The 23318-nt window shown below is 61.5% G+C and carries 21 protein-coding genes; 9 read left to right on the forward strand and 12 right to left on the reverse strand.

Annotated features, from left to right (window positions below):
* Positions 1 to 55 precede the first annotated feature (55 nt).
* The 8 genes from rffA to J3P91_RS19735 all read right to left on the reverse strand — a co-directional run bounded on the left by rffA (position 56) and on the right by J3P91_RS19735 (position 10488).
* Entirely contained in the window at positions 56 to 1207 is a 1152-nt protein-coding gene (rffA, locus tag J3P91_RS19700; RefSeq protein ID WP_434601476.1) for a dTDP-4-amino-4,6-dideoxygalactose transaminase, read from the reverse strand.
* 50 nt (positions 1208 to 1257) lie between these two features.
* Positions 1258 to 1935: a metallophosphoesterase family protein gene (locus tag J3P91_RS19705; RefSeq protein WP_434601477.1), complete on the reverse strand. Its 678-nt coding sequence runs from the start codon at positions 1933 to 1935 to the stop codon at positions 1258 to 1260.
* Positions 1916 to 2893, reverse strand: a complete 978-nt coding sequence (locus J3P91_RS19710) for an ATP-grasp domain-containing protein (RefSeq protein ID WP_434601478.1) — start codon at positions 2891 to 2893, stop codon at positions 1916 to 1918. Before J3P91_RS19710 ends, J3P91_RS19705 begins: the two co-directional genes overlap by 20 nt.
* Entirely contained in the window at positions 2890 to 3738 is an 849-nt protein-coding gene (locus J3P91_RS19715; RefSeq protein ID WP_434601479.1) for an NAD-dependent epimerase/dehydratase family protein, read from the reverse strand. The genes J3P91_RS19710 and J3P91_RS19715 overlap by 4 nt, the downstream gene beginning before the upstream one ends.
* The gene (locus J3P91_RS19720; RefSeq protein WP_434601480.1) at positions 3735 to 4463 is read right to left on the reverse strand and encodes a class I SAM-dependent methyltransferase; all 729 of its coding nucleotides are present in this window, start codon (positions 4461 to 4463) and stop codon (positions 3735 to 3737) included. Before J3P91_RS19720 ends, J3P91_RS19715 begins: the two co-directional genes overlap by 4 nt.
* A 45-nt stretch (positions 4464 to 4508) precedes the next feature.
* Positions 4509 to 8051, reverse strand: coding sequence for a glycosyltransferase (locus J3P91_RS19725; RefSeq protein ID WP_434601481.1), 3543 nt, complete (start codon positions 8049 to 8051; stop codon positions 4509 to 4511).
* Positions 8052 to 8103: 52 nt separating this feature from the next.
* A complete protein-coding gene (locus tag J3P91_RS19730; protein ID WP_434601482.1) occupies positions 8104 to 8805 on the reverse strand; it encodes a WbqC family protein in 702 nt (233 codons plus the stop codon).
* 123 nt (positions 8806 to 8928) lie between these two features.
* Positions 8929 to 10488, reverse strand: coding sequence for a sigma-54-dependent transcriptional regulator (locus J3P91_RS19735; protein ID WP_434601483.1), 1560 nt, complete (start codon positions 10486 to 10488; stop codon positions 8929 to 8931).
* 396 nt (positions 10489 to 10884) lie between these two features.
* Here J3P91_RS19735 and phhA point away from each other — a divergent pair, with 396 nt between their 5' ends.
* The 3 genes from phhA to J3P91_RS19750 all read left to right on the forward strand — a co-directional run bounded on the left by phhA (position 10885) and on the right by J3P91_RS19750 (position 13319).
* Positions 10885 to 11670: a phenylalanine 4-monooxygenase gene (gene phhA, locus J3P91_RS19740; RefSeq protein WP_434601484.1), complete on the forward strand. Its 786-nt coding sequence runs from the start codon at positions 10885 to 10887 to the stop codon at positions 11668 to 11670.
* Between the two features lie 99 nt (positions 11671 to 11769).
* The gene (locus J3P91_RS19745) at positions 11770 to 12126 is read left to right on the forward strand and encodes a 4a-hydroxytetrahydrobiopterin dehydratase (protein WP_055101412.1); all 357 of its coding nucleotides are present in this window, start codon (positions 11770 to 11772) and stop codon (positions 12124 to 12126) included.
* Positions 12126 to 13319 (forward strand): amino acid aminotransferase, encoded by a 1194-nt coding sequence (locus J3P91_RS19750; RefSeq protein ID WP_434601485.1) that lies wholly within the window; start codon positions 12126 to 12128, stop codon positions 13317 to 13319. The genes J3P91_RS19745 and J3P91_RS19750 overlap by 1 nt, the downstream gene beginning before the upstream one ends.
* Before the next feature lie 176 nt (positions 13320 to 13495).
* On the opposite strand, the gene J3P91_RS19755 is transcribed toward J3P91_RS19750, so the two are convergent.
* Positions 13496 to 14065 (reverse strand): NAD(P)H nitroreductase, encoded by a 570-nt coding sequence (locus J3P91_RS19755; RefSeq protein WP_434601486.1) that lies wholly within the window; start codon positions 14063 to 14065, stop codon positions 13496 to 13498.
* Positions 14066 to 14220: 155 nt separating this feature from the next.
* On the opposite strand from J3P91_RS19755, the gene J3P91_RS19760 reads away from it, so the two are divergent.
* The gene (locus tag J3P91_RS19760; RefSeq protein ID WP_434601487.1) at positions 14221 to 15675 is read left to right on the forward strand and encodes a TrkH family potassium uptake protein; all 1455 of its coding nucleotides are present in this window, start codon (positions 14221 to 14223) and stop codon (positions 15673 to 15675) included.
* On the opposite strand, the gene J3P91_RS19765 is transcribed toward J3P91_RS19760, so the two are convergent.
* The gene (locus tag J3P91_RS19765) at positions 15632 to 16687 is read right to left on the reverse strand and encodes an AraC family transcriptional regulator (RefSeq protein ID WP_434601488.1); all 1056 of its coding nucleotides are present in this window, start codon (positions 16685 to 16687) and stop codon (positions 15632 to 15634) included. The two genes, J3P91_RS19760 and J3P91_RS19765, sit on opposite strands and share 44 nt — an antisense overlap.
* A 297-nt stretch (positions 16688 to 16984) precedes the next feature.
* Between J3P91_RS19765 and J3P91_RS19770 the strand changes: the two genes are divergently transcribed.
* Entirely contained in the window at positions 16985 to 17296 is a 312-nt protein-coding gene (locus J3P91_RS19770; protein ID WP_434601489.1) for an Mpo1-like protein, read from the forward strand.
* Between the two features lie 11 nt (positions 17297 to 17307).
* On the forward strand, positions 17308 to 17889 hold the full coding sequence (locus J3P91_RS19775; protein WP_434601490.1) for an HD domain-containing protein: 582 nt from the start codon (positions 17308 to 17310) through the stop codon (positions 17887 to 17889).
* 175 nt (positions 17890 to 18064) lie between these two features.
* On the opposite strand, the gene J3P91_RS19780 is transcribed toward J3P91_RS19775, so the two are convergent.
* Positions 18065 to 18883 (reverse strand): UDP-2,3-diacylglucosamine diphosphatase, encoded by an 819-nt coding sequence (locus J3P91_RS19780; RefSeq protein ID WP_434572576.1) that lies wholly within the window; start codon positions 18881 to 18883, stop codon positions 18065 to 18067.
* 135 nt (positions 18884 to 19018) lie between these two features.
* On the opposite strand from J3P91_RS19780, the gene J3P91_RS19785 reads away from it, so the two are divergent.
* Both J3P91_RS19785 and J3P91_RS19790 read left to right on the forward strand, forming a co-directional pair.
* Positions 19019 to 19762: an AraC family transcriptional regulator gene (locus J3P91_RS19785; RefSeq protein WP_434601491.1), complete on the forward strand. Its 744-nt coding sequence runs from the start codon at positions 19019 to 19021 to the stop codon at positions 19760 to 19762.
* 92 nt (positions 19763 to 19854) lie between these two features.
* A complete protein-coding gene (locus tag J3P91_RS19790) occupies positions 19855 to 20745 on the forward strand; it encodes a DMT family transporter (RefSeq protein ID WP_434601492.1) in 891 nt (296 codons plus the stop codon).
* A gap of 19 nt (positions 20746 to 20764) precedes the next feature.
* On the opposite strand, the gene J3P91_RS19795 is transcribed toward J3P91_RS19790, so the two are convergent.
* Positions 20765 to 21052, reverse strand: a complete 288-nt coding sequence (locus J3P91_RS19795; protein ID WP_434572572.1) for a SelT/SelW/SelH family protein — start codon at positions 21050 to 21052, stop codon at positions 20765 to 20767.
* A gap of 71 nt (positions 21053 to 21123) precedes the next feature.
* Between J3P91_RS19795 and J3P91_RS19800 the strand changes: the two genes are divergently transcribed.
* Positions 21124 to 23313, forward strand: coding sequence for a patatin-like phospholipase family protein (locus J3P91_RS19800; protein ID WP_434601493.1), 2190 nt, complete (start codon positions 21124 to 21126; stop codon positions 23311 to 23313).
* Positions 23314 to 23318 lie beyond the last annotated feature (5 nt).

Below are 23318 nucleotides of genomic sequence, written 5' to 3' on the forward strand. Positions count from 1 at the left end.
TTCAGTAGACATTGTTGAAGGGTGCCGAAGTCGAAAAACCGGCGGTGTCATGCCGCTAAGTGGCAAGCGCAGCCAAAGCATTGCCGAGTACATCCACTACCCGGTCCTGCTGCTCGTTGCTCAAACCGAGCCACATCGGCAAACGCAACAGCCGCTCGGAATAACCATCGGTAATTTCCATCGAGCCATGCACCCGCCCATAACGCGCCCCACCGGGCGATGAATGCAGCGGCACGTAATGGAACACCGCATAGATCGCGTGGCTCTTGAGCGTCTCAAGGACCATCTGGCGCTCCACGCCAGGGGCGAGGAGTACGTAATACATATGCGCATTATGCTGGCAATGTTCAGGAACGATCGGACGACGCAGCAACCCTTGCTGTTCGAGCCCCGCCAAAGCGGCATGGTAGTGGTCCCAGATCGCCAGGCGGCGATTGGTGATGGCTTGCGCCTCTTCCAACTGGGCCCAGAGGAAGGCAGCCGTCATCTCTCCGGGCAGGAACGAGGAACCCACCTCTTGCCAGGTGTATTTATCTACCTCGCCCCTGAAGAATCGACTGCGATCGGTACCTTTTTCGCGGATGATCTCGGCTTGCAATGCCATTGCAGGATCATTGACCAGCAACGCCCCACCCTCTCCCGAGATCACGTTCTTGGTTTCGTGAAAGCTGAATGCCCCAAGGTTTCCGATACTGCCCAAGGCTCGACTCTTGTAGGTTGACATCACACCTTGCGCGGCGTCTTCAACCACCGCCAGCCCATGCTTATGCGCAATAGCCAGGATAGTGTCCATCTCGCAGGCCACACCGGCGTAATGGACGGGCACGATAGCCTTGGTCCGTGATGTGATCGCCGTCTCGATCAGGCGCTCGTCGAGGTTCAGGGTATCAGGACGAATATCAACGAAGACCGGCACTGCGCCACGCAACACAAAGGCATTGGCCGTGGAGACGAAGGTATAGGAAGGCAAGATGACTTCGTCGCCAGGCTGGATGTCCAGCAGCAACGCCGCCATTTCCAGCGCAGCCGTACATGAGTGGGTGAGCAATGCCGTGTTGCAACCCGTGTGCGACTCCAACCAACGGTGACAACGCTTGGTGAATGGGCCATCACCGGCGAGCATGTTGCCGAATTTGGCCTGGGCAATGTAGTCCAGCTCTTTGCCGGTCATGTACGGGCGGTTGAAGAATATCGTTTCGTTGCTCATTGCAAACTTCCCTGGGTGGGCATCGTAAATAGTGGCGCACGGCACAAACCTCAAACCGTACTGATCCGCCCACCTATCTGACTGCCGATATCAAGATTTTCATAGAAGTACGGGGTGAATCCGGCGCTCTTCATGGCCTGCTGGGTTTCATTAATATGGTATTCAACCCGGTGCAGGTTGAAGGCTTCGCCATCCCAAGTGGCGAAAGCTGCCCGGGGATCACCGTCACGTGGCTGGCCGACTGAACCGGGATTGCAGTAGGCCTTGTCCTCGCCGCTCCACAGGTGCTGGACATGGGTATGACCCGATGCGAAATATTGGCCGGGCAACGGCGCAAAGTACGCCTGCGAGGGGCGCAGGTACTCGTCCAGCGGATCGTTCCAGCCACCGTGGACGATGCTCAGTCCATCCTCTGTGGAGCGCTCCGGGAGGGACCCCAACCAGGCCAGGTTCTGCGAGGTGATGATGCCCCGCTGATAGTCCAGGCAGGCATTGGCGCTATTGGAACGGGGGCAGCGCTCATTCCTGGCCAGGTACCAATCATGATTACCCATCACGGAGAAGATGTTTCGCTCACGCAGGGCTTCGCAGCACTCATTGACTTGACTGTAATAACCGGCCGTATCACCCAGGCAGATAATCCGCGACACACCCAGCTCATCCAACTTGGCAAGCACTGTTCGAAGGGCGCTGTAATTGCCATGTACGTCAGAAATGATGCCGATCATAGACAATGAAATCCTCTATATAACGAACAGCGAAACCACTGCGAATGGTGGGCTGGGCCGGTGTCTTGCCATCAAGGTAAAAATCCAGGCACATGGCCGCCTCGTTGTAGCCGAATGCGCGACGCATTGAACTGGTCGAGGATATTCGCGGATTGATCTCCAGCAGGCTCCAGGAGCCATCGCTGCCACGACGGAATTGCAAGTTGGTCGGCCCCACCGGCTTGAAGGCGCGGCACAACCTGGCAACTGTTTCATCCAGCGAATCATCCTGATACACCCAAGCCTTGGCGGTGGCCCCGTCCGACGCCAGCTTGCGCTGAAAGGCGATGATCGGCCCCGTGCCGCCGCGCCCATCGCCGAACGCCGCCACGGTGAATTCATCGGCCGCGCTGCCAATGATGGGTTGGGCCATGAGGTAGTCACCGAGCAGGGCCGCGTGAGGCGTAAAGTCGCGCTCCTCGCGAACCCAGACCAGCCCTTTGGAGGCATAGCTTCGCCGCGGCTTGAGCAGGAACGGCAGGCCCAAGGCCGCCTTGAGCGCGTGGAAATCCCCCGTCAGCAGGCTGGGAATACGACTGGCATCCCCCAGCGCCACCAGCGCCTGGTCCATCGCCCATTTGTCCCTGGAAAGTTCGATCAATTGCGGGTTGTTGAGCGCGACCTGGCAATCAAATGTCGCCAACAACGCTCGGTTGTCCGACAGCCAATGGACATCCTGTTCGATGCCGGGAATCAGTAGGTCAACCTCGTGCCTGGCCAGCGCATCGCCCAGCCACTGGCTGTAGCACGCGTCAGCGGTCAAAGGAGCCTGCACGAATGCATCGCACCAACCGCGACCGACGGCATCGTCGTAGATATCGGTGCCGACCAGGTGAACAGAAGGGTCCGCCGCACGCAGCGACTTGAGCAGGCCGTAACCCATGATGGCGCCAACACCCGTCACCATGACGGTCTTCATGACAGGTTCTCCCGGTGCGCTCGCATCAGCTCAAAACCCCGGCGAATATCTATTCGCGGGGTGAAACCTATTTGTTCGTACAAGTCATGCCCACAGTCAAAGGAAGGCAGATCGGGAATATCGTTTTTTTCCGGCAGGAAGCGGACGTCCGACGGTTTGCCAAACGCCTCGAAGGCGGCCTGGGCAATCTCGGATAGACGAGGAGATTCGGGATGGCCGCAGTTGTACAAGCCAGTGATGCCCTGTTCCGCCAGCCGCGCGCAGACCTCGGCAAGGTCACTCAGATGAAGGTAGTTGCGCCGGGGGTCGTTGCTGCCATAGAGCTCGACAGCCTGCCCCGCCTGCGCCTTGTCGGCGATGACGTATAACAGCGGTTGGTGAGTCCTGCACTGCTCCCCGCTGTCGTAGACCTGACTGATGCGCAGGACGCTCAACGCCATGCCGCGCTCTTGGCAATACAGGCTCGCCACTTCTTCGGCATGGCGCTTGGACAGCGAGTAGATGCCGAAGTAGGGATCCGCCGCCTGATGGCTGGCCCAACGCGACGACAGCAGAATGAAATGCCGCGCCCCGCATTGTTCGGCCAGGCGACAGGCAGCCAATGCACCGACACTGTTGACCTGTTCGGCGCGAATCAGATCATCTGGCTGGCCGCCGCCGAAATCGGCCGCGGCCAGCACGACCACGTCGAAGCGCTCGTCGCAGGCGCTGGGTTGCGGGCTATTCAAGTCAAAGGCAACATCGGCGTCCCGGCGTCCCGCCAATTTGACTGGGCCATAGCTCGACAACGCCCGGGCGACCGCCTTACCGATGACTGAAGTACTCCCTATGACCAGGCTCTTCATGACGGCGCGACTGTCGCTTCCAGCATCATTGCACAGCACAGTTCTGGATAATCGACGCCCACGGTACACATGGCCTGGATGATGTCCGGACTCAAGTTCAGCGTTTTCAATTGCCCGGTGGTAAAGGGTTTGAGAAATATGCCTTCTTTGCGCACCACCTGGAGCCCGGCGTTTTCAAGTTCCGCGGTCAGGGTCTGTAGCGAGTAGCTGCGTACATGACCCAGCTCAAGATCCGCGCCGCCCAGCGCCGCCATGTCGTCAAGCAGCCCGGCAGCATGACCGAATCGCCGATGCAGGGACTCGCCGTTGGGAACCGCCACGAAGCAACGACCACCGGGGGCGAGAAAACGCTTGAACCGTTGCAGTACGGTCTGTGGATCCTCGACATGCTCAAGAATAAAACCCATCACGATGAGATCGAAACGCTTGTCGGTGTCGAATGTCTCAAAATAACTTTCAACGATCTCGGCCGCATTATCCGGGTATCGAGCCTTGAACTGGGCAATCACCGATGCGGAACCATCGATGACCGTGTGTTCGCCAAAGAACTGCGAGAAGCGATGGGTGCTGAAACCATGGCCAACACCAAGCTCCAGGAGGCTTTGCGCCTGGGTGCAGAGCGCCATGATGCGCTGGGGATACCAGTTGAGCATGATGTTGTTGTCATATGCATAGCCAAAGCTGTCGCTATAGGCAGCGACGAAGGTATCGAGATCGTTGCTCATGTCACATGTTCTCCGCTGAGCGACCAAGGTCATAATAAGTAGGGATCAATCGGCCAACCACGCCCGCCGCCAGGCGTCCAGGCGCTCGCCTTCGAGCAGCCACTGCGCCCGCACCGTCGACTGCAAGGTGTCCCCCAGCGTCGCGGAAGCTTCACGGTCTTCCAGGTGCAAGCGAATCGTCCGGATCCAGTCTTGCGCCTCGTTATTTACCCGTGACAGCGGCAATACCTCACCGCCGACAAAACCCGGCACCCGGCTGCAAATGACCGGATGGCCGCACGCGGCATGTTGCAGGACACGCAGATCACCGGAGCAGGCATTGCCCAGGGTTTCAGCCATGGGTACCAGTGCAAGATCCAGATTCAAGGCTGCCATGGCCCCGGCCAATTGCTGCTGCGCGACAGCTGGGTGCAGCTCCTTCAGAAAAGGCTGAAGTGCCGCGGGACAGTCGCCCAGCACCACCCAGTCTACTTCGCCAGCGAACGCGGGCAGCACGTCGGCCAGCAGTTGAGCATCCTTGCCGCCCAGCCAGCCCAGCCGCGGTTTTGGCCCGATACGCCGCTTGCTTTGCACACGCCCCCAGGCGGCCGGCAGCAGGGTTTCCAGCACGCGGATGTCGTCGTGCTGACCTTGCAACAGTTCGGCCAGCGTCGGCGTGGGGACCAGCACCCGATCGGCCTGCATCATCCCGAACCGCAGGCGCTCCAGCAGCTCATCGACACCGTAATCGCCCTTCAACTCCATCTGCGGCAAATAACCGTCCAGGTCGTAGACCGTGAACGCCTTGGAAAACGCTCTAAGGCGGCTCAGAGCCAGTAGCCCGGCGTCATCCAGAGGGCGCTGCAATACCACGGTGGTTGGCGCCAGGCGCGCAATTTCCACCGGCGACAGCAAACTCGAAACAGCTGCGCCTTCGACCTGACCTGCTTCCAGCAAGGTACTGAATGGCTGAACCAGACGCGAATAAGCCCCCGCCTGCTGTTCAGTGACACAGACCAACACCCTCGGCACACTGCCTTGCAGTGGATACCAGCACAGGTCGGTGTTTTCCCGGACAAATCCCTCGCCGACGCGCAGCGAAAAGTTGGAGTTGTAGGCAGGGTCGCGAGCCAATTGCGGCAACCAACGCGCGTAGAAGGCATCCTCCTGCTCGCTAGTTGCCTGGGAATCTGACACAACGTCCATCAACAGACGTGCGTAAGGGGTCCAGACGTTCAGGTAACCCGCCTGCTGCAGCTTCAGGCACAGGTCGACATGGGTCCAGGGGGCCAGCAGTGGATCGGTATCGAAGCCATCGGCCTCAAGGAACAGCGCCCGACGCAGCATCAGGCATTCACTGCCCACTGCGGAGCAGTTTTGCTCAAGCCCAGACCGGCCCATGCCCTCCGATACCTGGGCTGACAAGCCCTCAAAGGCCCGACCGACGACCCCGCCCAACCCCAACACGAGGCTCGCCTGGCGTATCCGGCCCTGACTATCCTGCAACTTGCCGCCCACGGCACCGACTTCCGGGCGCTGGGCGTGATTGAGCAACGCGTGCAGCCAACCCGGCTCAAGCACAGCGGTTTGCGCGTCGAGCCAGAGCAGATATTCACCGCGTGCCTCCTGCGCCGCCGCATTGCACATCGCTGCGCGCGACTGCCCCGGCGTGAAACGCAACACCTGGAAACGACCTTCGCCCATCTGCTCGACCAGCCCCAGCCACTCCAGCAATGCGGGTTCATCGTTGCCCGGCTCGATCAGCAAGACCTCGAAGTCCACGGCGTCTGTCCGCATCAGCAGGCTTTCCAGGCAACGCTGGAAATTGGTCAACTGTCCTTCGAGGTAAATCAGAATACTGACCGAGGCCAGTCGCTCGTGACCATAGTCGATACGATAGCGGCCCGGCTCCTTTTCAAGGGCAATCGCTCGCGCCTGACCATAGCCACGTCCGTGCAGGTGCGCGTCAATGACCGAGCGCTCATCAGCACATTCCGACTGCCGAACTTCGTTGGCGATCAGCAGGGGCTCGCTGACATGACCAATGCTCGCCATCCCTTGCTCGCCGATCAGGCGCAGTTGGTAGGCCAACTCGAAGGCGCCACCGCAGCCATTATCAAAACCGCTCAAGCGCTCCAGCGCCTCCCGACGGTACATCCAGTGACGGGAATGACTGGTCGGAAACGCCAAGAGCAAATCCAGGTTCAGGTCAGGCCGCAACGAAAGATTCGCCACCCCTCCCACCCGCAGCGCCTCGTCGGCGTATACCGCCAGGCAACTGTCTGGCGCATCGAGCAGATTCAGGGCCGTCATCAGCAACCCCGCAGCAATAAACTCCTCCCCCGCCTCGACCAGCAGGAACCAGTCGGTCTGGGTGCCCTCGACCAGGCCATTGATCGCTGCCGCAGGTTGCTTCGGGTCACACGCCAACCATTGAACATTGGCTCGCCCCGGGTCAGCGTCACCCATCACACATACATGGATGCGCTGGTATAACTGTCGATCCAGGCTGTCCAGGGTGTGCGCCAGCGCCAACGGATTGCCGTCGTCGCGGACCAGGACAGTGAAACTCGGCGCCGCCGCGCTAGCCAAGCGCTCATTGATCAGACGCAATGGTTGTGCCAGCGGGTAGCGTTGGCGCAACCAATCGAGCACACCCAGACGGTTGCCGACCGCCTCACGCGCGGCATTCGCCTGGGTTTTTGCAATAAACACGTCCAGCTGCTGCCAGAAAGCCGCCGTGCGCTCAACATAACGGGGCAAGGCGTCGCCGAGGCTTGCCCGGGCATGTTCCAACGGGTCCGGCTGGTCGAGCATGGCAAAACCGACGCTGCCGAAAAAACTGTTATCGAGCAGTGGCTGGTCGACGCCATGTCCTGGAATGAATATCACCGGACATCCGCACAGCACGGCCATGACGCAGGTCATCGACCACTCGTAGCTGTACATCACCTCGGCATTGCGCAGCAGCTCAGCCAGCTCAGGCAGGGCCAAGGGGTTGGCCATGCTCAGCAGGCGGACATCCGCTGGCAGTAGCGAGTAGTCGATCTGACCCAAGGGGTGACGGTTCTGGTAGAGATAGCTGCCCTTACGTACAGTGCCGGCGCCCACCGTCGAGAACATTTCGATATCGATCGCCGGCAGGCACAACAGGTCACCGTCAGGGTCGCCACGGTGCTCAGCGAGCCGGGCGGCGTAATAGAAAAACAAATCGGTGGGCGCGGCGTCCATGCCTTTCCTCGTGAGGAACCCCTCGAAATTCAGGAGAAAACGCGCCACGACCGGACAGTTGAGTGGATTGCCGGGGAATACCTCGGGATAAACCGCGATCGGCACCTTGCCCGCCGCCCTATGGCGCTGCTTGATCGCAGAACTGATCAAGGGCGTCTTGAGATCTGGATTGACCACTTCGGTGCTGCAGATGTAGGCCTCACGGCCACTGAGGTTGAGCATATGACAGAGGTAGTGCAGCGAGACGACGCCCGACGAGGATTCACGGTAACCAGGCGCCAGGATGTAGTAGGGATGCTCGGGTTTGGCATACATCAGCCGTAGACGCGCCAACGCCTGTTCGAGCGAATGAGCGTCCAGCTGCGCAAGGTTCGACATCGGGTGAAATCTCCAGAATCAAGTCAAAAAGGGTGTCACTGGCAAGGCCCGCTCAGACAGCCCCTTTCTCCAGAAAAGCCGATGCATCCGCGCCGGTATTGAACAACAAATCGATAACGCTGAGCGCATGCTGGAACTCGCCGTATAGCTGCGGATACTCGGGATAGCCGGCATAGCTCATGTACGACACCGCGATCCCCTTGGCGGCGAACGCCGCTTCGTCGAGGTAGTGACTGGCTGCGGGTCCAGAGAGGTATTCGTTGGCCCCGAGGGCCTGGCAGAGATGGATCAGGCGTTCGTTCTTGCCCTCTACGCGCCCCAGTTCTTCGGAACGGTGGAGCGGCGTATGGATGCTCAGCAGGGGGCACAAGCCGGCGATGAACAAATGGTTGATGCGAGTCAGATCGGTGAGGTTGGCAGCCTGCTCGTAGAGCGCACGAATCGGCGCCTCCATCTGAGCGAAGCACGGTGCGCGCCGATAACTCCGCTCAATGGTCTTCCAGTGCGCAGCGGCCCAATCCGGGCTGGTCACCTGGACTTCGTTGATCAATTGTTCGAGACGGCCCTTGTTCTTGACCGGAATACTCAGCCAATGCTCCCCCTGGGCGGTCTTGATCTTGTTGCGGTTGCGCCAGTCCCTCCGGGTGTACTGGACATCATCAAACAGGACGAACGCATCGACGCTGCGGATCAGATCGAAATAGCCCTTCCAAGGGATGTAATTCGACTGCACCACAGCTATTTTTTTTTGCATTCTGAGCCTCACGTACGCAGCCGAAACCGGGCCTTAGCCCTGTCAAAAAGTCGCCACCTACTCTGAATAAGCGGGGGGGACAGCCACGATCTAGCAAATCCCATACCAGGGAAAAACCCCCCGCTAAGGCTCGGTCTTGCCCACCTCATACTCACGCAACTTATTGGCAATGGTCGTATGGGAAACCCCCAACCGCTTGCCCAGCTGGCGACTGCTCGGATGTTCGGAGTACAAGCGCTCCAGCACCGCTTTCTCGAAACGCCCGACGATCTCGTCAAGCCCGCCCTCCAGGGAAAAGTCGCCAAGGGGTTGGCGCACGCCGTAGTCCGGCAGGCGGATGTGCTCGGCCTTGACCTTTGCGCCGTCGCACAGGGAAACGGCCTGGAACAGCACGTTTTCCAACTGCCGGACGTTGCCCGGCCAATGGTAATGGCTGAGGCGGTCCATCGCCGCCGGGGCAAGCCTCGGCAGCGGACAGCCAATCTGGCGGCTGGCCTGGTCGAGAAAATGTTCCACCAATGGCTCCAGCCCATCGAGGCATTCGCGCAGCGGTGGGATGTGCAACGAAAGCACGTTCAATCGGTGGTACAGATCCTGACGGAATTCCCCTCGGGCGCAGAGTTCGGACAAGTCGACCTGGGTCGCGCAGATCACCCGGACATCCAGGTAGACCTCTTCGTCACTGCCGACGCGACGAAAACATCCGTCCTGCAAAAAGCGCAGCAGCTTCACTTGCAGCCGCGGGCTCATCTCCCCAACGCCGTCGAGGAACAGCGTGCCTCCCGCAGTCAGCTCCAACAGGCCGAGCTTGCCTTCGGCCCGGGCGCCTTCAAAGGCACCGGGGCCGTAGCCGAACAACTCGGTCTCGGCCATGGACTCCGGCAGCCCGGCGCAGTTGAGCGCCATCAGCGGTGACTGCCCGCGCGGACTGGCCAGGTGACAGGCGCGGGCCAGCAGTTCCTTGCCGGTACCGGTTTCGCCTTCTATCAACAGCGGCGCGTCCAGCGGGGCCATGCGCCGCGCCTCGCGAACCACAGCCGCCATCACTTTCGAACTCTGGAAAATGCTGTCGAAGCCGCGCAGCTCCTGCTTGCGCACATTGTAGATACGCTCGCCCACCCGGTCGGCGCGGTGCAGGGTCAGCACCGCGCCGGCCATGGCTTCGCTGTCGTCGTGCTCCGACTGCAGCGGGGCGATGTCCGCCAGGAACACATCGCCCTTGACCTTGACCCGCAGCCCGTTGATACGCGACTGGTTGGCGCGCACCAGCTCCGGCAAGTCGAAGTCCTCGGCGTAGCGGGACAGCGGGATGCCGGGCACTTCGTCGACCCGCACTCCGAGCAACTGCGCCGCCGCCCGGTTGGCCGCGACAATAGAGCCGCCCATGTCGATGGACAGCACCGGAAACTCGAGGGCGCCGAGCAAGGCGTTGAGCTCCATGTGCCGACGCTCGCTGGGCATCAGCCCTACCCGCTTGACGCCGAATACCCCGGCGATCCCTTCGAACTTCGGACGCAACGCCTGGAACTGGATGTTGATCAGGTTCGGACAGTGCAGGTAGATCGCATTGCCGTGCTCGCCTCCGACCTCGCCCCGGGCGACGTTGATGCCGTATTCCACCAGCAGATTGAGGATGTCCCGCAGGATGCCGATGCGATTCTGGCAATGGACTTTGATGCGCATAAGAGGACCCAGGTGCATATGAGATAGAAAAGCGCGCCATTCCAGCCCCTCTGTGGCGAGGGAGCTTGCTCCCGCTGGGCTGCGCAGCAGACCCAAAACAGGGGCCGCTTCGCGCCCCAGCGGGAGCAAGCTCCCTCGCCACAAGTTTTTTCGGCGCAACAGCGCAAATAGTCGTCAAGATTATGTGACAGATGTAGGCCGTTTCCCACCTGAAAACCCCGTAAAGATCGCAGCACCCGCCAACTCGTAACGAAAACTTTACGGATCAACCCATCCGTCCCCCAATCCATCGTCGCCAGGCCGATGCGCACTCCGCAGCTTCGAGTTATCTCTAATGCATCGCTGGACATAACAAAAAACAAGTCTTCCCTTGAGGGATAACAGCAGGAGAGCAGCATGAAGCAGACGCAATACGCGGCCCGCGAGCCCGATGCGCAAGGTTTTATCGACTACCCCGCCGAAGAACACGCGGTGTGGAATACGCTGATCACCCGCCAGTTGAAAGTAATTGAAGGCCGTGCGTGCCAGGAATACCTGGACGGCATCGACAAGCTTGGCCTGCCCCACGACCGCATTCCGCAACTGGGGGAAATCAACAAGGTGCTCGGCGAGACCACGGGCTGGCAAGTCGCCCGGGTGCCGGCGCTGATTCCGTTCCAGACGTTTTTCGAACTGCTCGCCAGCAAACAGTTTCCGGTCGCGACCTTTATTCGTACCCGCGAAGAACTGGACTACCTGCAAGAGCCGGACATTTTCCACGAGATCTTCGGCCACTGCCCTTTGCTGACCAATCCCTGGTTCGCCGAATTTACCCACACCTACGGCAAACTCGGCCTACAGGCATCCAAGGAAGAACGCGTCTACCTTGCCCGCTTGTATTGGATGACCATCGAGTTCGGCCTGGTGGACACCCCGCTCGGTCGGCGCATCTACGGCGGCGGCATCCTGTCTTCTCCCAGGGAAACCGTTTATTGCCTGTCGGACGAGCCGGAGCATCAAGCCTTCGACCCGCTGGAGGCCATGCGCACGCCGTATCGCATCGACATCCTGCAGCCGGTGTATTTCGTCCTGCCCGAGCTCAAGCGCCTGTTCGACCTGGCCCACGAGGACATCATGGGCATGGTCAGGCGCGGCCGGGAGCTGGGCCTGCACGCACCGAAATTTCCACCGAAAGCGGCGTGAACCGCTACTTTTGCTTTCAATTGAGTCTGTTGCGCCACGCGGCTTTGCTTTAGCGTGGGCGCATCGACGTTTTCCAAATATTCGATCCGGGAACACACCATGAACACTCTGAACCAAGCCCATTGCGAAGCCTGCCGCGCCGATGCCCCGCAGGTCAGCGACGAAGAACTGCCGATCCTGATCAAGCAGATCCCCGACTGGAACATCGAAGTGCGCGACGGCGTGATGCAACTGGAAAAGGTCTTCCTGTTCAAGAACTTCAAGCACGCCCTGGCGTTCACCAACGCGGTCGGTGAAATCTCCGAGGCTGAAGGGCATCACCCCGGCCTGCTCACCGAGTGGGGCAAAGTCACCGTGACCTGGTGGAGCCACTCCATCAAGGGTCTGCACCGCAACGACTTCATCATGGCCGCCCGTACCGACGATGTCGCCAAGACTGCCGAGGGTCGCAAGTAATGCATTTCGATGCCATCGGCCGCGTGCCCGGCGACCCGATCCTCGGCCTGATGGAGGCCTACGGGGCGGACAGCAATCCTGGCAAGTTCGACCTGGGCGTGGGCGTCTACAAGGATGCCCAGGGCCTGACGCCGATTCTCCAGTCAGTGAAACAGGCCGAGCAGCAGTTGGTGGACCGCCAGTTCACCAAGACCTACATCGGCGGTCATGGTGACGCCGCGTTCGGCCGGTTGATCAATGAACTGGTGCTCGGCACCGATTCAGCGTTGCTCGCTGAGAAACGCGCCGGCGCCACCCAGACACCGGGCGGTACCGGCGCCCTGCGCTTGAGCGCCGACTTCATCGCCCAGTGCCTGCCGGGCCGCGGCGTCTGGTTGAGCAACCCGACCTGGCCGATCCACGAAACCATTTTCGCCGCCGCTGGCGTCAAGGCCAGCCACTACCCCTACGTCGGTGCCGACAACCGCCTGGATTTCGAGGCAATGCTGGCGACCCTGAGCCAGGTGCCAAAGGGTGACGTGGTACTGCTGCACGCCTGTTGCCACAACCCCACCGGTTTCGACCTGACCCATGAGCAATGGCGCCAGGTGCTCGACGTGGTGCGCAGCCGCAGACTGCTGCCGCTGATCGACTTCGCCTACCAGGGCTTTGGCGACGGGCTGGAGCAGGACGCCTGGGCTGTGCGGTTGTTCGCCGAAGCGCTGCCCGAAGTGCTGGTCACCAGTTCATGCTCGAAGAACTTCGGTCTTTATCGCGACCGCACCGGTGCGCTGATCGTCTGCGCCCACGATGGTGAGAAACTGGTCGACATCCGCAGTCAACTGGCGAACATCGCTCGCAACCTGTGGTCGACGCCACCGGACCATGGCGCGGCGGTGGTTGCGACGATCCTTGGCGATCCGCAGTTGAAAGGCCTGTGGGCCGACGAAGTGGAAGCCATGCGCCTGCGCATCGCGCAGTTGCGCGGCGGATTGCTGGAAGCGCTCGAACCCCACGGTCTGCGCGAGCGCTTCGCTCATATGGGGGTGCAACGCGGTATGTTTTCCTACACCGGCCTCTCGCCGGAACAGGTCGGGCAACTGCGCGAGCGCCATAGCGTCTACATGGTCGGCACCGGCCGGGCCAACGTGGCCGGCATCGACGCGACGCGCCTGGATACGCTGGCGCTGGCGATTGCGGATGTTTGCCGTTAACCGAGCAGGCTATTGCCGTTGTGGCGAGGGAGCTTGCTCCCGCTCGGCGGCGCAGCCGTCGTAAATTGGCTAACGCGTTCCGTCTGAAGGATTGCGTTGGCGCCTTTTGGGTCTGCTGCGCAGCCCAGCGGGAGCAAGCTCCCTCGCCACGAAAGCAACGAAAGCAACGAAAGGGTTTATGCCTGTGGCACGGTCCATTCCTGCACAAACTGCCCGATATCTTCCTGCGGTGCCGTGCGCGCTTCTTTCTGCGGCGTACCCAGGTAGAGGAAGCCGATCACCTCCTCCCCTTCTTCAAGCCCCAGCCCCCGCGCGACGTGGGGCGAATAGGCCAATTCCCCGGTACGCCACACCCCGCCAACGCCCTGGGCATAAGCGGCCAGCAAAATCCCATGGGCCGCGCAGCCGGCTGCCAGCAATTGCTCAGGCTTGGGAATCTTGAAATGGTCCTGCAATCGCGCGATCACCACCACGACCAAGGGCGCGCGCAATGGGCCGTTGAGGGCCTTCTCCACCACGGCTTCCGGCACCAGCGGATCATTGAAGCGTGCCGCCTCGGCCAGCAGCTCACCCATGCGGTAACGTGCCTGCCCTTCGACGGTCAGGAAACGCCACGGGCGCAGTTGGCCGTGATCCGGCGCACGCATCGCTGCGGCGAACATGACCTGGCGTTGTTCGGGCGTGGGCGCAGGGTCCACCAGACGCGGAACGGAAACACGGTTGAGCAAAGCGTCGAGAGCCTGCATCGGCGACCTCCTGGAAAAATGTTCGGCTATTCTAGTGGCTTGTGCCGCCAGTTCGTTAGTGCAAATTCAGTTGCAAGCAGCGCCGGGCGCCGGTTTACATGCCGCTTGTCACAGGTAGAATGGCGCCCTTTCCCCTATCAGCCCGAGCGGACTTCATGGCGTTGCCGACCCTGCGGATCATTGGTTTCATCATCGGCATCTTCCTGATCACCCTGGCGATCTTCATGATCGTGCCGATGGCCACGTTGCTGATCTACGAACGCACCAGCGACCTGCCATCGTTCCTCTGGTCGAGCATGATTACCTTTGTCGCCGGCCTCGCGTTGATTCTTCCCGGACGCCCCGAGCACATCCATCTGCGCCCCCGGGACATGTACCTGCTGACGGTCAGCAGTTGGCTGGTGGTGTGTGTCTTTGCCGCGCTGCCGTTCTTGCTGACCCAGCACATCAGCTACACCGATTCTTTTTTCGAGAGCATGTCGGGCATTACCGCCACCGGTGCAACGGTCCTCAGCGGCCTGGACACGATGTCGCCGGGAATCCTGATGTGGCGCTCGCTGCTGCACTGGCTCGGCGGTATCGGCTTCATCGGCATGGCGGTGGCGATCCTGCCGCTGTTGCGCATCGGCGGCATGCGGCTGTTCCAGACCGAATCGTCCGATCGCTCGGAAAAAGTCATGCCGCGCTCGCACATGGTGGCGCGGCTGATCGTGGCCTCCTACGTCGGCATCACCATTCTCGGCACGCTGGCACTGTGGTGGGCCGGGATGAGTCTGTTCGATGCGATCAACCATTCGATGTCAGCCATTTCCACCGGCGGTTTTTCCACCTCCGACCTGTCCCTGGCCAAATGGACGCAACCGGCCGTGCATTGGGTCGCCATTGTCATCATGATCCTCGGCAGCCTGCCGTTTGCCCTCTACGTCTCGACCCTGCGCGGCAATCGCCGGGCGCTGATCAAGGACCAGCAAGTCCAGGGGCTGATCGGCGTGCTGCTGGTCACCTGGCTGGTGCTCGGCACCTGGTATTGGGCCACCACCGACCTGCATTGGCTCGACGCCCTGCGGCACGTGGCGCTGAACGTGACGTCCATCGTCACCACCACCGGTTTTGCCTTGGGCGACTACAGCCTGTGGGGCAATTTCTCGCTGATGTTGTTCTTCTACCTGGGTTTCGTCGGCGGCTGCTCGGGTTCGACCGCCGGCGGGATCAAGATTTTCCGCTTCCAGGTTGCCTACATCCTGCTTCGGGCCAACCTTAACCAACTGATTCACCCGCGCGCGGTGATCAAGCAGAAATACAACGGTCACCGCCTCGACGAAGAAATCGTCCGGTCGATCCTGACATTCTCGTTCTTTTTCGCCATCACCATCTGCGTCATCGCGCTGCTGCTGTCGCTGCTGGGCGTCGAATGGATGACGGCACTGACCGGCGCGGCCAGTACCGTGTCCGGTGTCGGCCCGGGGCTTGGCGAGACCATCGGCCCGGCCGGCAACTTCGCCCCGCTGCCGGATGCCGCCAAGTGGATTCTTTCCGGCGGCATGCTGCTCGGCCGGCTGGAGATCATTACGGTGTTCGTGCTGTGTATTCCGGCGTTCTGGCGTCACTGACCGGCGTCGCTACAGCCCGCGCCCGGTATTCGCCGGGTGTGGTCCCGAACCAGCGCCGAAAGGCCCGGAAAAAATTGCTCGGGTCGGCAAACCCCAACAGATAAGCCACTTCCAGCAGCGTCATGGTCGGCTGCGCCAGGTACTGCTCGGCCAGTTCGCGGCGCGTATCGTCCAGCAAGTTCTGGAAACTCGTGCCCTCATCCTGCAAGCGCCGCTGCAAGGTACGTTGCGACAAGTGCAGGGTCTGCGCGACCACGTCCCGCTTGGGCTCGCCCCGGGGCAGCAGCCGGCAGAGCACCTGCCGCGCCTGGTGGGTCACGCGGCTTCCGGAAAAACGCGCGAGGTATTCGCCGGCAAACCGATCGTGGAGCTGCGCCATGGCCTCGTTGGCCGTGGGCAGCGGCGCCTCCATGTCCTCCTGCTGGAAAATCAGCGCATCGTAGGGAGCATCGAACACCAGTGGCGCGCCAAAAGCCTGTTGATAAGGTGCCAGGTCAACGGGTTCGGAACCCTGGAACAGTACCTTTACCGGATGCAAGGTGCGTCCCGTCAACCAACTGCACAAGGACAGCGCGCAGGCCAGGGAGGCTTCGGCACTTTGCCGGGTCGGCGGAAGGTGATCGCCATGCACGGTGAGAATCAGCCCATAGCCCTCCTCCAGATGACGAAAACTCAAGTCGGCGCTTTCGGCAATGATCCGCTGGTAGCGCACCAGCCGCTCGAAGCCTTCGACCAGCGTGCGACTGGACATCAATGCGTAACCGACCACATGGAACGATGCCGGGCGCACCACCTTGCCCATGTTCAGGCCGATGGCCAGATTGCCGGAACGAGCCACCGCCAATTGCCAGAGCCGCGTCATCGAGTCCTGGGTAAAGCGCGCGTCGGGATCCTCCAGCGCAGCAAAATCCAGCGCCAGTTGCTTGAACAGCGCCCGACAGTCCAGGCCGTCCATTTCCAACGCCTTGACAATCCCCATCGCCCAGCTTGAAGAAGTCGTTCGTTCGCTCATGGCATTTGCTTGCATGACGAGCCGCAGGGTACGGCTGGATTGGCGAAGGATATCAGTGTCCTGTCTTGCAAATACGTTCCTTTTTGACGAGTGGCTGTTGTCGTCAGGCAAGGCGCCGCGACGAGTCATAGCCCGCTATGGCGAGGAGCGGCAACGCAGCATGACGGCAACAGACGCCGTCCAAAAGGAACAGTATTTGTAAGACAGGACACTAGAGTGGCGCTGATTGTCACTGGCTGTTGCGTTTGGTAGCTCTAGACTTCAAATATCAGAACAATAACCAAAGAGCCTGCATTCTTGGAAAACACCAAACGATTCAACACCTTCGCCGAGTTCTACCCGTATTACCTCAGCGAACACAGCAACAGCACCTGCCGACGCCTGCACTTCATCGGCACCTCCCTGGTCATCCTGGTTTTCGCCCTGGCCCTCGCCGTCGGCGCCTGGTGGCTGTGGGTCGCGCTGCCGGTGGCCGGCTACGGCTTCGCCTGGGTCGGCCACTTCTTCTTCGAAAAAAACCGCCCTGCGACTTTCCAACACCCTCTCTACAGTCTGCTCGGCGACTTCGTCATGTACCGCGACATGCTGCTGGGCAAGGTGGCGTTCTAAGGAGATTGCCGATGACGTCTCACGCGCGCTTCACCCACATGCAGGACGGCAGCCGGGAAGACTGGGCGATCATCGCCGCCGACTTCAGCGCTTACGCGCGGCAGTTGCCGGGCCGGATTCTGAGCCACCTGAGATTGCTCGATGGCGACTTCGGCGGTTTCCCCGTGGATCGCCTGACCCACTCCCTGCAAACCGCCACCCGTGCCTACCGCGACGGGCGAGACGAGGAGTACGTGGTCTGCGCCCTGCTCCACGATATTGGCGACACACTGGGTTCGTACAACCATCCGGACATCGCGGCGGCGATCCTCAAGCCGTTCGTCAGCGCCGAGAACCTGTGGATGGTGGAGAAGCACGGAATCTTCCAGGGCTACTACTTCTTCCATCACCTGGGCATGGACCGGCACCTGCGGGAGCAGTTTAGGGAGCACCCGCAGTACCAGGCGACGATCGATTTCTGTGCAGGATACGACGCCGCAGCGTTCGATCCCGAGTACGACACGCTGCCGCTGAGTTTCTTCGAGCCAATGCTGGAAAGACTGTTTGCGGCACCGAAGCAATCGATCTACAAGGCGGCGATGGCCGAAACGTGAAAAACACACTTCCCTGTGGCGAGGGAGCTTGCTCCCGCTGGGCTGCGCAGCAGCCCCCGTTCAGACGCCTGCATTTATCCAGACACATCGCGCGGTTCAATTGACGACTGCTGCGCAGCCGAGCGGGAGCAAGCTCCCTCGCCACAAAAGCTCCTCTCCACTAAACGTTTAAAATTCAGGCAGGCTCAGTCACTTTCAACTCAGCCTTGACCAGCGCTTCGCGCGCCTGGGCGTCCGCCAGGCGATAGAGCTCGATCGAGCCGTCCCAATGCTCGATCAGCGCCGTGCACGACTCGACCCAATCGCCGCAGTTGAGGTACTCCACCCCGCCCACCGTGCGAATCTCGGCATGGTGGATGTGCCCGCACACCACACCATGCAATTCACGCTTCACGCACTCATGGGCGATGGCTTCTTCAAAGTCGCTGATGAAGCTGACGGCAGTCTTGACCTTGTGCTTGAGGTACGCCGACAGCGACCAGTAACCGTAGCCGTAACGGGCCCGCCAATGATTGAGCCAGCGATTGAGCGTCAGGGTGAACTCGTAGGCCGAATCCCCAAGAAAGGCCAACCAACGGTGATAACGGGTAATCACATCGAACTGGTCGCCATGGATCACCAAGAGGTGCCGACCATCGGCGGTGACATGCACCGCTTCGTCCACCAGTTGAATGTTGCCCAGGATCAGCTTCGAATAGCGTCGCAGGAATTCGTCATGGTTGCCGGTGACATAGATCACCTCGGTGCCGCGCTTGCTCATGGTCAGCAGGCGACGAATGACGTTGGTATGGGCCTGGGGCCAATACATGCCACTGCGCAGTTTCCAGCCGTCGATGATATCGCCCACCAGATAGACCTTGTCGGCGTGATAGCCCTTGAGAAAGTGCGACAGGTGCTCGGCCTGGCAATCTCGCGTACCCAGGTGAACGTCGGAAATCCACAGGGTGCGGACACGCTGTTTGCGGCTGGGCCTGGCGAGCTCGGCGCTGGTCATTGGGCAACCCTCTGATCGTTTTCACCACAGTGCACCCCAGCGGTTAATGACCCATGACAATAATGAGTCGATTGCATGACAGCGCGAGGCGCCACGCCCTCGGTGTAGACTGGCCGCCTGCCACGGGAGACCGCGATGAGACCGATCCTCACGCTACGCCACTACAGCCACGATCTGATTGTCCACAGCCACGACCATGCGCAGCTGGTGTTCGGCTTGTCCGGCGCGCTGGACTTCGAAGTCGAAGGGCGTGGCAGCCAGGTGGTGCAGCAGAGTTTCGTGGTGGTACCCGCCGGCGCCCATCACGCCTGCGGCAGTCCTCGGGGCAGCCGTTGCCTGGTGCTGGATGTGCCTGATGATGACTGGGTCGGGCAATGCCTGGGCGATCACGCCGATGCCAGCCGGCGCTTGCTCGACCGCAATATCCGCCTGCCCCTGGATACGGGGCAGAGCCAGTTGGTAAGTTGGCTCGCGGGCAGTCCGGTGGACGATCCGCTGATCGCCCAGCAAGGCGCGGTGCTGCTGTTGGTCAGCCTCAACGGCGCCCGCCAGCAAACGAGCGGCAGCCGGCACCTGCCCTATGCCGCGCTGGACGCTCATATCGACCAGCACGCGGCCTATCCGCTGCAAGTGGCGGACCTGGCGCGGGTCGCCGGGCTTTCCAGCGCGCGCCTGCATGCGCGCTTCGTCGCCGAACGCGGGCAGACGCCAATGGAATACATCCGCAGCCGCCGCCTGCACAAAGCTGTGGGACTGTTGCGAGACTCAAACCTGCCCATCGGCGAAATCGCCCATCAGGTTGGCTACAGTTCGCAAAGCGCCTTTGCGGCGGCGGTGCTGCGCGAGTTCGGTGTTTCGCCGGGCAAGCTTCGGCGCTAGCTCCGCGCTAAAAATCGCTAGGTTCGCGACAGACAGAAACGGCTGGCAAAGGGTTCAATAGCCGGACGCTCAACCGCTCAACAAGGATTGCAATGACTCCCCGTACCGCCCTCGGCGCCTTGCACATCGGCGCGCTCATGTTTGGCCTGACCGGCGTGTTCGGCAAACTGGCCGCCGCCTCGCCGGCGGTCATTGTGTTTGGCCGCGCGGTGTTCGCCGTGCTGGCCCTGGCGGTGTTTGCCCGGTTCGCCAGCCGCACCCGTTGGCAAAAATTGCGCGGCCGCGACGCTCGCCGGTTGCTGCTCGGCGGGCTGTTGCTGGCCGGACACTGGGTCAGCTTTTTCATCTCGGTAAAAGTCGCCGGGGTGGCCATCGCCACGCTGGGGTTCGCCAGTTTCCCGGCCTTCACCGTATTGCTCGAGGGGCTGGTTTTCCGCGAGCGGATCCGCGCCAACGAGATTCTCCTGGTGGTGCTGGTAAGCGTCGGCCTGGTGCTGGTCACACCGGACTTTGACCTGGCCAGCGGCGCCACCACCGGTTTGCTCTGGGCCGTGGCTTCGGGTCTATTGTTCTCGCTGTTGTCGCTGACCAATCGCGCCGGCTCCGCGCACGTACCGCCGGTGCAGGCCGCGCTGTGCCAGAACGTGGTCGTGGGCTTATGCCTGTTGCCGATGGCCGCGCCACAACTGAGCGACGTGCGCCCCATCGACTGGTTGTGGATCGGCCTGCTCGGGGTGTTCTGCACCGGCCTGGCCCACAGCCTGTTCGTCGCCAGCCTCGCGGTGATCAAGGCGCGCACCGCGGCGGTAGTGTTCGCCATGGAACCGGTCTACGGCATTACCATTGCCTGGCTGCTGTTCGATGAGAACCCGACGCTACGCATGCTGCTCGGTGGGGCGCTGATCATCGTTGCGATCGTCGTGTCGAGCCAGCTCGATGGCACGAAAAAATCCAGCGCCGGCGCCCAGGCTTCGTCTCACTGAGCCAGGTTACTGAAACGAGTCACTGAACCCGGTCGTTGTGCCCCAGGTCGCGCTCCGGGTCGATCCGGTCGCGGACCCGCTGCTTGAGGACCTTGGCCTCGGGAAAACCGCCGTCAGCCTTGCGCTCCCAGACCTGCGTACCGTCACAGCTGATATGGAACACCCCGCCGGTGCCCGGCACCAGGGACACCTTGCCCAAGTCGTCGCCAAACGTGCTGAGCAACTCCTGGGCCAGCCAGGCGGCGCGCAGCAACCATTGGCACTGCGTACAGTAAGTGATGACGACTTCCGGTTTGTGAGCGGTCATTGCGGGTGAGCTCCTGCGGTCAAAGGCGTCGTTATACTACTCGCCTTTGACCGCCTGCCCCGAGATTGACGATGCGCCGCCTGCTGCCATGCCTGCTCCTGTTACTGCTGCCCCTGTTCGCCGACGCGGTCGAAGCGCCGCGACCGAAGATCGGCCTGGTACTTTCCGGCGGCGCGGCCCGTGGGCTGGCGCATATTGGCGTGCTCAAAGCGCTGGAAGAACAAGGCATCAGGATCGACGCGATCGCCGGCACCAGCATGGGCGCGGTGATCGGCGGTTTATACGCCTCCGGGTACAAGATCGACGAGCTGGAGAAACTCGCCCTGGGCATCGACTGGCAGCAGGCGCTGTCCGATGCCCCACCGCGCAAGGACGTGCCCTTCCGGCGCAAGCAGGATGACCGGGATTTCCTGGTCAAGCAGAAGCTGAGCTTTCGCGACGACGGCAGCCTCGGCCTGCCATTGGGCGTGATCCAGGGACAGAACCTGGCCCTGCTCCTGGAAAGCCTGCTGGCCCACACCAGCGATACCCGGGATTTCGACAAGCTGCCAATCCCCTTCCGCGCCGTGGCGACCGACATCGCTACTGGCGAAAAAGTCGTGTTCCGCAAGGGCCACCTGCCCAAGGTGATCCGTGCCAGCATGTCGATCCCGGCGGTGTTCGCCCCGGTGGAACTGGACGGGCGGCTGCTGGTGGACGGCGGCATGAGCGACAACATTCCCTTGGACGTGGCCCGGGAAATGGGCGTGGACATGGCCATCGTCGTCGATATCGGCACGCCGCTGCGCAACCGCAAGCAATTGGTCACGGTGGTGGATGTGCTGAATCAGTCGACCACCCTGATGACCCGGCGCAACTCGGAGGAACAACTGGCGACGCTGAAAAACAACGACGTGCTGATCCAGCCCGCCCTGGCGAGCTTTGGCTCCACCGATTTTGGCCGCGCCACGGAAATGATCGACGCCGGTTACCGCGCCACCCGGATACTCGAGGCCCGCCTGGCACACCTGCGTCGCCCTGAACCGGCCGACGCCGAGCTGATGGCGGCGCGCACCCCCAGCGAACGCACGCCGGTCATCACCGCGATACGGGTGGAAAACGATTCGAAAGTCGGCGACGACGTGATCCGCTATTACGTTCGCCAACAAATCGGCGAGCCGTTGGACCTGGGTCGCCTGCAAACCGACATGGGCACCTTGTACGGCCTGGATTATTTCGAGCAGGTGCAATACCGCGTAGTGCACAAGGGCGCGGACAACACCTTGGTGATCAGCGCCCGGGGCCGACGCACCGGCACGGACTACCTGCGCCTGGGCCTGAGCCTGTCGGACGACATGCGCGGCGACAGCGCTTTCAACCTCGGTGCCAGCTACCGGGTCAACGGTATCAATCGCCTCGGCGCCGAATGGCTGACACGGGCGCAGATCGGCGACAAGCAGGAACTGTACAGCGAGTTCTACCAGCCGCTGGACGTCGGCTCGCGCTACTTCATCGCGCCCTACGGACAATTCGAATCGCGCAACGTCGAGTCGATCCTCGATAACGACCCGGTCGCCCAGTATCGGGTCGAGCGCTATGGCTTCGGCCTGAACCTGGGCCGGCAGATCGGCAACAGCGGGGAAATCCGCTTCGGTGTCGGCCAGGCCTGGGGCAAGGCGGACGTGCGCATCGGCGATCACGACCAGCCCAGCGAAAACTTCAACGAAGGCTTCTACGAGCTCAAATACTCATTCGACTCGCTGGACAACGTCTACTTCCCCCACGAAGGCGAAGACATCGGCTTGTCCTGGCGCCAGTACGAACCCGGATTAGGTTCCGACCAGCGTTATCGCCAGTGGGAATTCAGGTTGGACAAGGCCCTGAGCAGCGGCCCGGATACCTTCATCCTCGGCGGTCGTTATGGCCGGACCCTGGACACCGCCGAGGTCGTCACGTCGAGCTTCGTCCTCGGCGGCGCCCGACAGCTGTCGGGCTTTCGCGAAGACGGGATATCCGGCCAGAACATGAGCCTGATGCGCGCCGTGTACTACCGCAGGCTCACGCCGCGCGCCTACCTGCCGCTGGATTTCCCGCTGTATGTCGGCGGTTCGCTGGAGCGCGGCCGGGCCTGGAACAACGACAATGAATTCGACAGCGGCTACATCAACGCCGCCAGTATTTTCCTCGGGTTCGACACGCCGCTGGGGCCACTCAACTTCAGTTATGGCTTCAACGACGATGATGAGCAGGCGGTGTATCTGAATCTGGGGCAGACGTTCTAAAGCAT

It is taken from the genome of Pseudomonas sp. Z4-7 (genome assembly GCF_051131965.1).
Taxonomy (GTDB): Bacteria; Pseudomonadota; Gammaproteobacteria; order Pseudomonadales; family Pseudomonadaceae; genus Aquipseudomonas.